Annotated in this window: 10 protein-coding genes and 2 other annotated features (1 of these 12 cut by a window edge); of the genes, 2 read left to right on the top strand and 8 right to left on the bottom strand. The window is 36.3% G+C overall.

All coding sequences use genetic code 11. The features are described 5' to 3' along the window. Positions 1–124, bottom strand: a binding site (T-box leader) (it extends 102 nt beyond the left edge of the window). A gap of 199 nt (positions 125–323) precedes the next feature. From larD to HMPREF0077_RS04330, 8 genes are all read right to left on the bottom strand, one after another. Then, positions 324–1,031 carry a D/L-lactic acid transporter LarD gene (larD, locus tag HMPREF0077_RS04365; protein WP_004836754.1) on the bottom strand — a complete coding sequence of 236 codons (708 nt, stop codon included), beginning with the start codon at positions 1,029–1,031 and terminating at the stop codon, positions 324–326. Between the two features lie 13 nt (positions 1,032–1,044). Next, the gene (larA, locus tag HMPREF0077_RS04360) at positions 1,045–2,322 is read right to left on the bottom strand and encodes a nickel-dependent lactate racemase (RefSeq protein ID WP_040349412.1); all 1,278 of its coding nucleotides are present in this window, start codon (positions 2,320–2,322) and stop codon (positions 1,045–1,047) included. 496 nt (positions 2,323–2,818) lie between these two features. After that, positions 2,819–4,585 (bottom strand): ABC transporter ATP-binding protein, encoded by a 1,767-nt coding sequence (locus tag HMPREF0077_RS04355; RefSeq protein WP_004836752.1) that lies wholly within the window; start codon positions 4,583–4,585, stop codon positions 2,819–2,821. Continuing rightward, on the bottom strand, positions 4,575–6,443 hold the full coding sequence (locus tag HMPREF0077_RS04350; RefSeq protein ID WP_004836751.1) for an ABC transporter ATP-binding protein: 1,869 nt from the start codon (positions 6,441–6,443) through the stop codon (positions 4,575–4,577). The genes HMPREF0077_RS04355 and HMPREF0077_RS04350 overlap by 11 nt, the downstream gene beginning before the upstream one ends. Beyond that, the gene (locus tag HMPREF0077_RS04345; RefSeq protein WP_004836750.1) at positions 6,427–7,626 is read right to left on the bottom strand and encodes an ArsR/SmtB family transcription factor; all 1,200 of its coding nucleotides are present in this window, start codon (positions 7,624–7,626) and stop codon (positions 6,427–6,429) included. Before HMPREF0077_RS04345 ends, HMPREF0077_RS04350 begins: the two co-directional genes overlap by 17 nt. A gap of 167 nt (positions 7,627–7,793) precedes the next feature. Then, a complete protein-coding gene (gene tyrS, locus HMPREF0077_RS04340; RefSeq protein WP_040349411.1) occupies positions 7,794–9,044 on the bottom strand; it encodes a tyrosine--tRNA ligase in 1,251 nt (416 codons plus the stop codon). A 340-nt stretch (positions 9,045–9,384) separates the two neighbouring features. Further along, a complete protein-coding gene (locus HMPREF0077_RS04335; RefSeq protein WP_211204676.1) occupies positions 9,385–10,386 on the bottom strand; it encodes a PTS sugar transporter subunit IIC in 1,002 nt (333 codons plus the stop codon). Between the two features lie 555 nt (positions 10,387–10,941). Then, a complete protein-coding gene (locus HMPREF0077_RS04330) occupies positions 10,942–11,442 on the bottom strand; it encodes a transcription repressor NadR (protein ID WP_040349408.1) in 501 nt (166 codons plus the stop codon). Between the two features lie 67 nt (positions 11,443–11,509). Continuing rightward, positions 11,510–11,741, top strand: a binding site (T-box leader). 63 nt (positions 11,742–11,804) lie between these two features. Here HMPREF0077_RS04330 and HMPREF0077_RS04325 point away from each other — a divergent pair. Continuing rightward, positions 11,805–13,370 (top strand): ABC transporter substrate-binding protein/permease, encoded by a 1,566-nt coding sequence (locus HMPREF0077_RS04325; protein WP_004836746.1) that lies wholly within the window; start codon positions 11,805–11,807, stop codon positions 13,368–13,370. Then, positions 13,363–14,109, top strand: coding sequence for an amino acid ABC transporter ATP-binding protein (locus HMPREF0077_RS04320; protein ID WP_004836745.1), 747 nt, complete (start codon positions 13,363–13,365; stop codon positions 14,107–14,109). Before HMPREF0077_RS04325 ends, HMPREF0077_RS04320 begins: the two co-directional genes overlap by 8 nt. Positions 14,110–14,123: the final 14 nt, after the last annotated feature.

Here is a 14,123-nt window from a genome sequence, read left to right as displayed (position 1 = left end):
GGCTTACTCTGTTGGGCCTTGTAGCTCAGTGGTGATTGTTCGATATAACTTATCTAGTATTTTTCACCAAACAATACCTCTCTGAAAGATAAGTTATTCTACTTTTCCACGTCACAACTTGTTGTCATAATAATACATTCTAATGAAATAAAAATCAAGTTTTCAGAATAAATTTTTAAAAGCAAGAAAGACCTTATGAAATTAAGCCATTCTTAATAATAACTTCATTAAAAATATATTGACTAAAAAAATTTAAGCGGAATTTTCATCTTTTGTTAAGACTAGATTCCGCTTAAAAATTCACATATTAATAAATTATTTTCCTAAAAACCAAGATAGAACTTAGCAAATAAGGCAGCTGCAATAGCTCCTACATATGGAGCAATTCCAGGAATTGTCAAACCATATTGCCAGTCATTATCTGTTTTGTTTTTGATTGGTAATAGGCTATAGGCAAGTCTTGGACCTAGGTCTCTGGCAGGGTTCATAGCAAATCCTGTAGGGCCACCCAAGGCCATACCAATTGCCCATACTAACAAGCCGACACCTATTGGCACAATATTTGGTTGATTTTTAACAAGACCTAGTATTGATGATAAGAAGATAAAGGTTGCAAAAAACTCTACAAAGAAGTTTCTAGGAAGGTTTCTGTATATAGGGTTTGTTGAAAATATATTTCTTACCTTTACTGGGTCAACGTCTAGGGATGAATCAAATTGATCTTTGTATAGGACATAGCAAATCAAAGCTCCTACACATCCTCCCAAACATTCAACTATAACATATGGGACAAAGTAGCTCCAAGGGATAAGGCCAAGGATTGCTTGGCAAAATGCCATGGCGGGATTTATACATACATCCCCAAACACTACTAGAACTATAGTAATACCAAATCCCCATGTTGTTATGGCGAACAAGTGGCCTGAGCCTTGGTATTTGGCCTTGTTAAGCACCTCGTCGCAGTGAACACCAACACCGAAAATAATCATAAGGGCAGTTCCTAAGAACTCTGCTATTAGTTTTGAAATCATCTTCGCTCCTTAATTAATTTTCTACAACTACGCCTAAACCATCTGGAATAACAACTACTTTAGCATCTTTACCCTTTATATCAAAAGCTAATTTCAAAGCATCGTCCATAGTTCTTGCAAGTTGCATGTGTAAGTCTGTAACAAGTTTTTCATCTACTTGGTCAGATACCATTATTACATGATAGTGAGAAAGGATACGGGCAAAGATTTGAGATGTCCATTGGTCTGGCACAGTTTCGAGCCTTGGAGTGTTAATAGCCATTTCTTCAAATTCTCTAGCTTCTTTTACATCAGCAATATTGTGATAGAAACCTTCACCACCGTGACCATCACCACAAGCACAACAGCTTATGATTACTCCGCCTTCTTTAACAGTTGCTTCAGCGGCTGTCATACCCTTTACAGCTTGGTAAATATTTTGATCAAGAGGAGCTCCACCATTTGTAGTGATAGCTATATCGCAGTCAATCTTCTTAACGCTTGCAAGTTCTCTTACAAAGTCACAACCAACCTTGTGAGCCTCTTCCATATCACCTGCAAAGGAACCTATGATTTCGTGTTTACCATTCAACACAACGTTAATGATAAAGGCAAGATTTGCTGTTCTTGCTGCATAAACCATATCTTCGTGGATTAAATTATGCTTTAGGTTTCCTGTCCTTGAATGTTTATCATCTATAAATTCACCACTGTGGTTAGCCATGATTGTCTTATAAGAAGCAATTCCTGGTAAAACTGATTTTCTTCCGCCAGAAAATCCTGCGAAGAAGTGAGCTTCAATAAATCCTTCAGCAATCAACAAATCACATTCTGCAGCAATCTTGTTGATAATGCAAGCTCCACCACTTGGAAGAGTTCCAATTTCTTTCATTGAACTATCATCTGTTGATACGTGCATTACAATTTCTTCGTTATCTACGATTTCTTGACCGTATTTGTTTATTAACTCTTCCCTAGTTGATGGGCGGTGGAATCCTGTTGCTACAAGAATACGAATACGGGCATCTGGGTTAGCGCTGCGTATTCTTCTTAGCAAAATAGGTGTAATAACTTTTGAAGGAACTGGACGAGTATGGTCTGAACTGATAATTACTATATCCTTTTTACCTACTACAAGTTCTTCTAGCCTCTTTTGTCCGATTGGATTATCTAAAGATTCTTCAACTAACTCTTCTTGAGACTTTTCAGAAACATAGTGGGTTTGTTTTCCCTCTAGTTTTCCTGCAAAGTTTTTATCTTCTAATGCGACCTCCATAGTTGTATGATCGTAAGGTACATTGATTTTAATCATTTTAACATCTCCTATCATATTAATAATTATTCAACGCAATAGATTATAGCACAAATGGTCACTAATATCAAGATAAATTTTATTCGTTAGTATGCGTATGAAGAGATGAAAAGCGAGACCCCTATAAACTCTAAAATGTAAAACGTTTTTTGTAGATAAGAGATTTATATTTCATTAAATTATAGATGTAATTTTGTAACAATTTGATAATATATGCAAAATTAAGTCTGTGCATTAATATACAAAACTCATAAAATTTTATATGTAGAGACTTATAAATAGGCACTTATAAAAAAATTAAAGAAAAAAATTAGTCAAGAACACATACTAAGAAATGGCTGAAATAATGCAAAAAACTGGAAAATTTAGCTTGATTTTAGAAAAACTACCAAGGGGATTTTTAGCAACAAATATTTTCCTAGTTGATATTAGGTATAATTATAAATTTTGAAATTAAAGTAAAAAAGCCCTCAAAGCTAAAAAATTTGAGGACATTTTACTTGTAGTATTTGGCTTGGGACTTGTAGAGTCTGGAGTATATGTTGTCGGTTTTCATCAGATTTTCGTGGGAGTCAAAGGCCTTGATTTTACCTTCATCTAGGACTAGAACCTTGTCGGTAAATCTTGTTGAGCTCATCCTATGAGAGATGAAGATTGCAGTTTTCCCAGAGGTCATTTGATTAAATTGCTCGTAGATTTTCGCCTCTGCTAGGGGGTCGAGGCTTGCTGTCGGCTCATCTAAAATGATTAGGTCTGGATTTTGGTAAAGGCATCTGGCTATAGCAAGTTTTTGCTTTTGGCCGAGGGACAGGTCAGTTGCATTTTCGTAGATATCCTTGTTCATGTAGGTATCAAGTCCATAGGCAAGGTCAGCTACCTTCTCATCAAGGCTTATTTCCTTTAAAATCTTATCGATTTTTTCCTTGTCGTAAGCCTTGTTAGCTAGGATATTTTCCTTGATTGTAAAAGGCATGATGGAAAAATCTTGGAGGACGGCAGAAATTTTATCATAGAGAGATTTCTTGTCGATTTCTTTGATATTCTCTCCATTGTAGAGGATTTCTCCTTCTTTTATATCAAAAAATCTCGCTATTAACTTTACGATTGTGCTCTTTCCTGCGTTATTTACTCCAACTATGGAAATCTTCTCTCCCCTTTTTATATTAAAGGAAATATCATCGAGAATTAGTCTGTCACTTCCAGGATAGGAGAAAGAAACATTTCTAAATTCGAGGCTTTCAAAGTCCCCTGCTTTTTTAAGTTCTCTTTTATCATCGCTTTCAAGATTCATGAAATCATAAAGAGGAAGAAGGTTGGCAAGGCTTAGGATAAAGTCGCCTGTTTCAGTAAACATAGCTTGAAAGGCCTTCATAAAGTTTTCGTTGGCAGAAATTATTAGAGAAAACTCACCAAAAGTAATTTGTGGGCCATAGGACGCTGAGAGGGTCCTCATTGCTACATAGGTGTAGGAAATAAATCTTAGAATAGTTTCTAAGAAAATTTTTATAGCACTCATGTTTGCCTCATAGGCATATCTCTTGTTAAATTGATTGAGCATCTTATCGAGGTAATCTTTGACCTTTGCCTTTATCAAATCTCCTAGCTCATAGACTCTTATTTCTTTTTGATAGTGAGGTCCACCCATCAAGGAGAAATAGTAAGAAAATCTCCTATTTACATCTACAATTTCTAAGTCAAACTTTCTTGTAAAGGCAGATTCTTTGATGCTCGTTACAATTATTAGTAAAGAAATTCCTATAGAAAAAGCTACTAGATAAGGGGAGAAATTTATTATTATTAAAGCTGTAGCAAGCATGGTTGATAGGCTTGTGATTATTTCACGCAAACACCATAGGAGGTTGTGGATAGAGCCCATACGGATGGCAGCATTGGCTTTTTCCTTTAGGTCGAGGGTGTGGGGATTTTCTATATTTTCGTAGGATAAGTCCATGGCTTTTTTGGCAAGCTCAAAGGTTAGGTAGTCATTTATCCCCTGACGTCTTACAAATTCTTCCCTGCTAGATACCCTCTTTATAAGGTCTAGGAGGATTTTTCCCAGGACTAGGGCAAGGATAAGTTTAAGGAAGTCTGGGATAGGCCTTGGATTTGTGATTTGGTTAATAAAAATCATTGGCACAAATACATCTACCATGGTGAAGGCTGAATCGATTAGGGCATTTAGGAGGATCACTCCTAGGTAGAAGGGATCGTTTTTGCAGATAATTTTGGCAAAAAGCCACAAGGCTTTAAATTTATTTTTCATTATCTTCCTCCTTATAATATTTCCTTTGGGATTCGTACATTTCTTTATAGAGTCCATTTTTCGCTAGAAGCTCTTCGTGAGATCCTTTCTCTCTTATCCTTCCACCATCAAGGAGCATTATCCTATCACAAAATCTGGTTGAAGCTAGCCTGTGGGAAATAAAGATTAAAGTCTTTCCTTGGCTTATTTTTTCTAAGTCCCTGTAGATTTTCTCCTCAGCTAAGGCATCGAGGGCAGCTGTTGGCTCATCCATTATCATAGCCTTGGAGTTTTCTCTGTATATAGCACGGGCTATGGCGAGTTTTTGGTTTTCACCACCAGAAAAAAGAGTTCCATCCTCGTAAATATTTCTAGTCATCTGAGTATCAATCCCCTTTGGAAGTTGGTCAAGCTTATAGGAAAGGCCCGCCTTTTCTAGGGAATCTATTACTTTTTTTCTGTCGATATTTTTATCAGTTCCTGCAACATTCTCTGCTAGGGATACAGCAAGAGGCTCTACATTTTGAAGGACTGTGGCAAAGGCCTTGTATCTTTCATTTAAGTCGATGTACTTAGCATCCATGCCATTTATTAAAATCTCCCCTTCTGTCGGCTTATATAGACCTAGGATTAGAGAAACTATGGTCGATTTGCCAGCTCCATTTACCCCAACTATGGCTACTTTTTCCCTTTCTTTGATGGTAAAGGAGAGATTTTCCAAGACCTTTGTGCTGGAAAGAGGGTAGGAAAAAGATACATTTCTAAATTCTATTGTCATAGGTCCTGTGATTTTCTTATCTCCCCAAGTAGATTCTAGGTCATTTCTTATCATATCAAAGCCATCTCCTACATACAAAAGATTGGCCCTAGTTTGGGCAAGGTTTGTCACAAGGGCAAGGGATACTTTGCTTAAGATTGCCACAGAAGTTATCATTAGGGTAAGCTCTTTTAGGCTTATCTCGTAACTTTTTATTTTTCCTGTCAAGAAATAAAAACAAATCGCCTCTATCCCTAAAAGACTTATGGCAAGGATAGGAGATAAGAATATCTCAGGCTTGATAAACACTCTTGAAATTCTTACTACATCAGCTACTAGGGGCCTAAAGCCTTCTATAAATCTTTCCTTGAAGGAGAAAATTCTAATATCTTTGGCAAAACGAAAGTCACTAGCTTCGCTATAATAAGAAGACGTCTTTCTTCTTACCATGTTAAGCTCTCCTGTATGCTCGTGTCTGTATCTATCAGTATAATTTCTAACTACAAGTTGGATCAGAATAGAAATTAGAGCAAAGATACAGATTAGGGGATTAAGCCTTGCCAAAACTATCGAAATCACGATAAAGGAAAGGATACTTGAAAGAAGGGGGTACATATCGTGATAGATTCCCTCAAGACCTGTATTGTTGCAGGAAAATGGCTCAAAACCTCTGGTAAACTCTCCCATAAAGAGGGAATTTTCCCCAAGGCCATAGTCCATTTTCATAATAGATTCTGATGCTTTCACAAATAAATTTAACCTTGTATCCATATAGGTCGGATAAGTTCTACGTTCTATTTGCTTAGAAATCAAAGAAAAAGCAAAAATTATAAGGCTATAGGATGTAATTATAAGAATCATAGTCCTAAGGTCGGTCTTATTATTTATAAGTTCTACCAAAAAGTACATGATAAAGGCCTGTAAGACCGGTATCAAACCATTTACAAAGGGATAAATCAACAAGGAAAATTTTATCTTTAGATTATCCTTAAAAGGAGCGTAGGCTATAAGCAAAAGCTTGAAATTAGACAACTTATTCCCCCTAAGAAAGGCTCTTATGCTTTCTTCTGAATTTAAGTTTTGGGCTAGGTTTTCCCTTAATTTCTCATTCTCTTTGGTCATGATTTTCCTCCCTTATGTTACTAGCAAATTCGCTAAGTTCTTCTATGATTTTTTTAAAACCAGCCTTTCTCAAATAGTAATAAGTCTTTCTACCATCAATGTAAGCTCCTACAAAGCCACAAACGTGAAGTTGGCTTAGGTGGTAGGAAAGAGTGGCAGGAGTTATGAAAAGTTTGTCCGATAATTCCTTGGAATAGTAGGATCTTTCCATTAGTAAATCTAGAATATCAATCCTAGTAGCATCTCCCAAAATCTTTAGGTACTGGTTTAGGAGTTTTAACTTCCCTAGGCTTTTCTTCTCCTTATCAGCAAAAACACCTAAGTTTATAAAGGCAAAGTCTAGATCTTCTGACATAAATTGAATCATTTCCATATTGGCTGCCATACACAGAGAGTAGACATTAAGTCTCTTAGCATTAGCAAGTAAAAAAGAATTTATCCCAACTTGGTCAATAATATCCTTGATAAACTTATAATCATCCTCCCTGATATGGTCAAAATGATTTGTTAGGTCTTTACTTAGGAGAGGAATCTTCTCCTTCAAAATTTCACAAAGCTTTTCAAGAAGGGGAAGGAGTCTATCGTAGATAGACCTGGTATTTGAGTAAGACCTCACTAGGTTCATAGACAACTCATCCCTGTAAGGAAGTTTCGCCATCAAGCTAAGGAAATTTTCCTTGAAGGCCTTCTTTTTGCTAGCTATAAGACTTGCAAGGTCCTTGTGATTTTCATCACTAAGCTCAACTCCCATAAATTTTAGGAAACAAAAGTCAAAAACTTCTTTGAAACGCTCATAAGTTAATTCTTTTAAATCAAAAATATTTAGATTTTGGAAAATTCCCGCAAAAAAAGGCAGATAATTTTCGTCATTTTCCATAAATATGTAAAAAAGATTAAGAATATCAGTATTCTTTTCCGTAAAAAACTCTTCCAAATAAGGAAAGGCCTCACTTTTAACTTTCTTTACAAAATCAACATAGGCTTTTTCAGAAGCAAAAAGCTCTTCTATGGAAATTAGTAGCCAATCTTTTGAGAAAGAAAAGCCAGGATAGGCTACATCAAAGCTATATTGACCCTTGTTTGAGGCAGCTAGCCAATTTGTATAGTAGTAGATGATAAGCCCTGCCTCATTTACAAGAAGGGGCTTTTCTATAATATTAAAATCATTAAAAACTTGATCCATAAGACCTCCTTTATTCGATACATATCTAATATAATTTGATAAATTAGATATATATTTGATTAATTTAATTATAGGACAAATTTCATCTAATATCAATGGACTTATATTTGATATTTATCTAATATAATGGCAAAAAAAAAGTAGCCCTAAGGCTACTTGTAAAATATCTAGGCTAGTTCCACCTTGTGGAAGTTTTTCTTGCCTTTTTTGATTATTATTCTTCCTTCTTCAAAGATTTCTTCTGTAACTTCAAAGGAAGGGTCGGTTATTTTTGTATCGTTGATTGATACTCCACCTTGTTGGATGGCTCTTCTTGCCTCTCCATTTGATTTGGTAAGGCCAGTTTCTGTCATTAGAGCAAGTAGACCCTTTGGAAGGTCAGCTTTTCCTATTTGACTGGTAGGCATAGCAGATTCATCTCCCTTACCTGAGAAAAGAGCTCTTGCTGCTGCTAGGGCTTCATCTGCCTTCTCCTTACCATGGACAAGTTTTACTACCTCGTAGGCGAGGATTTCTTTTGCCTTGTTGATTTCACTTGCCTCTGTTTGATTTCCTAGTCTCTTACATTCTCCTGTTGGAAGGAAGGTTAGTTGGAGGAGGAATTTCTCGACATCCCTGTCGTCAACATTTCTCATGTATTGGAACATCTCGTAAGGGGAAGTCTTATTTTCATCAAGCCATACAGCTCCCTTTTGAGATTTACCCATTTTTACTCCGTCAGCTGTTGTAAGGAGGGAGAAGGTCATACCGTAGGCCTTGCCATTTTCGTGTTTTTTTATAAGGTCAACTCCACCGATGATGTTTGACCATTGGTCAGACCCACCCATTTCAAGACTTACCCCATCTTCCCTATACATTTTCAAGAAGTCATAGGATTGGAGGAGCATGTAGGAAAATTCAAAGAAGGTTAGTCCACCTGCTGCCATCCTATTCTTGTAGGCATCTTTTTTTATCATTTCGTTAACTAAAAACTCGCTTCCCACATCTCTTAGAAATTCTACAAAGTTTAGGTTAAGGAGCCAATCCTTGTTGTTAAGCATAGTAGCCTTGCCATCAGAGAAGTCCAAAAATCTTTGGAATTGCTTGTAGAAGCAATCGGCATTGTGGTTAATCCTTTCGACAGTCATAACTTGACGCATATCACTTCTTCCTGAAGGGTCTCCTATAAGAGTTGTTCCTCCACCGAGAAGGGCAACAGGCCTGTGGCCGTAGTTTTGCATACGCATCATTACCATGATTTGGATGAGGTGGCCTACAGTTAGGGAATCGGCTGTGGCATCAAATCCACAGTAAAACTTAACTGATTCGTTTTTTAATAAGTCTTTAAGTTCTTCTTCGTTGGTAGCTTGTTCATAGTAGCCACGATCAACTAATTCATCAAATATATTATCGTATTCTTTTTCGTAAGTAAATTTCATTTCTCTTCCTTTCTTTTCGTAAAAATAGGTACAAAAAAAGAGCATAAAAGCGCAACAAGTGCGGTACCAGCTTTCTTTATACTCAGTGCCTAGGATAGACTCTAGGCGGGTCTTAAACAAAATGAAGTGTAATTCGCACCAAGTTATTTCAAACAAGGTCCTACTGGATTTCATTGTAAGTTCTATTCTTATTACAATATACACGATATTGAAAAATAAAGCAAGCCCCTAAATTTTTCCCTTTAATAAAATAAAATCCCAAAGCCCTTCTTAATAAATTGACGGGCCTTAGGCTTTCTATTTCACTAATAAATATTAACTTAACAATACGAACTTTCTTCTAAAAGTCAATTTTCATATCTCCATCCTTAATAAGTCCTCTATTTTTCATTATCTTATAGATTATAAAAGACAAGATAGCTGGTAAGATTATGTGAAGGAGAAGGACCTTGTATATAGCTCCTAGACCCATAGCATTTATAGTTCCGATTTGACCTACCAAACCACTTGTTCCCATGCCTGAACCTAGGGGTGTGTTTTTCATCTTGAAAACTAAAGTTCCTATAGGAGCAAGGATTGCGCTAGCAAGGGTAGGTGGAAGCCATATCCATGGATTCTTGATTATATTTGGTACCTGAAACATACTCGTTCCAAGACCTTGGGCAAGAAGACCCTCTAGACCATTGTCCTTATAAGAAATTACAGCAAAGCCAATCATTTGTGCACAACAACCTACTGTCGCAGCACCACCTGCAAGGCCTTCAAGACTTAACATCATACAAATTACTGCTGATGAAATAGGAAGGGTTAGGGCCATACCGATAGTAACAGCTACTACAATTCCCATGAAAAATGGTCTAAGCTCGGTAGCCTTCATAATAAATAAGCCTATAGCCTTCATAAAGCTTGCCACATAAGGTCCAATCAAATCCCCTACCAAGATTCCTACGATGATGGTTATGCTTGGAGTAATGATAATATCAAGCTTGGTTGATTTTGATACGAGCTTGCCAAACTCAACCCCAAAAATTGTAGCCAAAAATACTCCAACAGGACCCCCTAGCTCGTAGGCTCCAAGACCAACTATGGTAGATGCAAACAAAACTAGATTTGGTGCCTTTAAGCTTACAGCTATAGCAACAGCTATGGCTGCCCCACTAGCAGACTTTGCTAATGGCCAAAGTCTATCGGTAAGATAGGCAATATGTAGGCTTTGACCAAGGCTGTTAAGTATAGTTCCAACCAAAAGAGATGCAAACAAACCAAAGGCCATAGCCCCTAGGGCATCAATAAAATAAGTTCTCCAGGATAAATTTATCCCCTTTTTTCTTAAAAATTCCATTAATTTCCTCCAAAATATATTCATTTAATATTTTAGCACAAAAATTATTCGTTGTATATACAGTGGGGAATATTTTTCATCCAATGCCTAATCCTTATTTGAAAATACTAAATTTAAAATAAGAGGGTTTCTCTACTGACTTTTTCTACTAAATTTTAAGTATATTTTCTTGTAATTTTTAAGGATTTTTGCTGACCCTTAGAATTTTTCCTAAGAGTTAATTACTTGTGTTTGCTTGGGCTTATTTGCCGTCTTTGAGTTTTTTATATTTTTAACAGCTCTTGGAATTTTCATTTTCTTTAAATTTACCTACTCGTATTAAAGCAGTTTTTTTACATCTTTTAATTTTGTTCACGAGCTTGGAATTTTTTCCTAAGAGTTAATTACTTGTGTTTGCTTGGACTCATTTTCCGTCTTTGAGTTTTTTTATATTTTAATAGCTCTTGGAATTTTTATTTTCTTTAAATTTACTTACTCTTGTTTATGAAAGTTTTTCTCATCTGTTAGGATTTTTTATAGATCCTAGTATTTTTTGCCAAATTTTAGTTAGTTTTCCTAATCGACCAAGATGCCTTTTTCTCTTAGCTTTTCTCTTATGTTGGTTTTAGCAAATTCATCTCTTACTCTTATGGTGTGGTAGTGGATACTGTCTGTTAAATTTTTTAGGGGAGTTGCCTTATCTATGGATTTTATGAAGGAGTCCACCCCGTTTCTAGATTTAATATCCAAATTTTTTTTAATCAAGCCATAGGTCTTGTGATTGATAAATACATCGAGGATTTCTCCTCCATTGTCGACTATGGTATTTAGCTCTTCTCCAATCATGAAATCATCATGCTTGCACTTAACTATGAAAGTTAGACAGGCTCCATCTTCAAGCTTGTAGCCCTTGTTGGTCGATATTATATCATAGCCTAGGGCCTTTAGAATGGAGATGTCTTTTACTATTACTTGTCTTGTTACGCCAAAGTCTAGGGCAAGGCTTGTTCCTGATATCGGGTAGGTCTTATCTTGTAATATTCTTATTATTTCTAATTGTCTGTCTTTTATGTCCATATTAACCTCTCTATCACTGTACCCTAAAAATAAATTTGACATTATTTTTATTTGATGTAATATATAATCAACAACATTGATAAGACGAGTAACCCAAGATTATAAAATAAAGAGAATCCTAGTTGGTGCGAATGGAGATTTTATGCTTGAGTGAATAAAGACTTTGAGTTTTGTCGGGGATATTTTGATCTGACAACGGGGCTTGCCCGTTATAGCGAGAGAGTATGATTGTACTTATTGAGTAGTAGGCCGTGAGGTTTACTAAAATTAAGGTGGTAACGCGAATTTTCGTCCTTATTGCTTCCAGATGGAGCAGTAAGGACTTTTATTTTACAATCAAATTTATTTAGAAAGGATTTATTATGAAAAAGATTTTAAGAATGATGCTAGCGATCGTCCTACTTTTCACCCCTTTTTGTAGGGCAAATGCTAGCCAAGAAGACACTTTCAGAGTTGGTATGGAGGTAAACTATGCACCATACAATTTTTCTGAAGTAGACGATAAGAACGGGGGATGTCCTGTGGCCAATTCTCCTGGCGAGTTTGCTAATGGATATGACGTGCAATTTGCTAAGAAAATTGCTGATGGACTCGGCAAAAAACTTGAGATTTATAAAATCGAATGGGATGGTCTGATCCCTGCCCTAACTAGTGGCAAGATCGATGCTATTATTGCAGGTATGAGTCCAACTGAAGAGAGGTTAAAGCAAATTGACTTCTCTGTTCCTTACTACCATGCTTCTATGGTTGTAGTTACCCAAAAGGACTCAAAGTATGTAAATGCTAAATCAATTAATGATTTTGCTGGAGCAAAGATTACCGCTCAGCTTGGTACTTTCCACGTAGCAATGATTGATCAAATGAAGGGTGTTAATAAGCAAGAGCCTATGGATTCCTTCCCTACTATGATTGCAGCTGCTAATGCTGGTACTATTGATGGATATATTTCCGAAGAAGCTGGTGCCCAATCAGCTATAGCTTCCAATCCAAAGCTAACTTATATAAAGTTTGAAGATGGCAAGGGCTTTGAAACTAAGGATGAGGATACAACTGTTGGAGTTGGTATTGCTAAAAATTCTCCACTAACAGCCCAAGTCAACAAGATTCTTTCTTCAATGGATATTCCAAAGGAGCAAGAAGAAATCATGGCTAAGATGACCAAGCTTACCGCAAACGAGAAAGAAAGCACAGGTTTTATATCAGAAGTTAAGTCAATTTGGTCTACCTATTCAGGACTTTTCCTAAAGGGTGTTGTTAACACTATGTTTATAGCTGTTGTTTCAACTATTTTAGGTTTCTTGATAGGTTTAATCGTAGCAGTAATAAGAAGACTTGAAGTAAAAAAGACTGATAATGTAATCTCCTACTATTTCCACAAAATTATAAATGCAATTTTGGCAGCTTATGTAGAAATCTTTAGGGGTACCCCAATGATGGTACAGTCTGTAATCATCTTCTATGGACTCAAACAATATTTTGATATAGACTTATCAACTATATTTGCAGCTGTCCTAATTGTATCAATCAACACTGGCGCTTACTTATCAGAAGTCGTTCGTGGTGGTATTAATTCAATTAATAAGGGTCAATTCGAGGCTTGTAAGGCTATAGGAATGACACATTTCCAAACTATGATACATGTTATCCTCCCACAAACCATCCTTACCATCCTCCCATCCCTAGGCAACGAATTTGTTATTAACATAAAGGATACTTCCGTACTTAATGTAATCTCTGTTACAGAATTATTCTTCATGTCTAAATCAGTTGCAGGATCAACCTACCAATATTTCCCAACTTATTTGATAACAGCAGTAATCTACTTTGTCCTAACCTTTACTATTACAAGAATCCTTCTTGTTCTAGAAAAAAGATTTAACGATACTGACTTTATCATGGAATCATCAACAGGAGCAAAAAATGTCTGAGATAATTAGAGTAAATAATTTAGAAAAGAAGTTCGGGGACAATCTAGTCCTCAAGGATATTAATATGGAAGTCGACGAAGGAGAAGTTGTTTCTATTATAGGTTCTTCTGGATCTGGTAAGTCTACCCTCCTCCGTTGTTTAAATCTTTTGGAAAATCCAACTAGTGGAGAAATCCTCTACAGGGGAGAAAATATTCTAGATCATAAGTTCGACCAAAGAAAATATAGGTCAAGAGTTGGCATGGTTTTCCAAAATTTCAACCTCTTCGCCAATAAAACAGTTCTAGAGAATTGTATGCTTGGTCAGATGAAAGTCCTTGGTAGAAACCACAAGGAAGCTGAAGAAATTTCTAGAAAATATCTTGAAAGCGTAAATATGCAAAACTATGTCAATGCTAAGCCTAGCCAAATTTCTGGTGGTCAACAACAAAGAGTAGCCATAGCTCGTGCCCTTTGTATGAATCCGGATGTATTACTTTTTGATGAGCCAACAAGCGCCCTCGACCCAGAAACAGTCGGCGAAGTTCTCGATGTAATGACCAAACTTGCTAAAAGCGGTATGACTATGATAGTTGTAACCCACGAGATGGACTTTGCAAGGGATGTATCAACTAGGGTTTTATTTATGAACAAGGGCATAATCCTAGAAGATGCAAGCCCAGAGAAAATCTTCACTAACCCTGATAACGATAGAACTAAGGAGTTCTTGAAGAGATTCCTCTCTGATAAAGTAGACTAAAATAAAGTAAAGAA

It is taken from the genome of Anaerococcus tetradius ATCC 35098, from assembly GCF_000159095.1.
Lineage (GTDB): Bacteria > Bacillota > Clostridia > Tissierellales > Peptoniphilaceae > Anaerococcus > Anaerococcus tetradius.
This window is presented reverse-complemented; position numbering and strand designations above follow the sequence as displayed.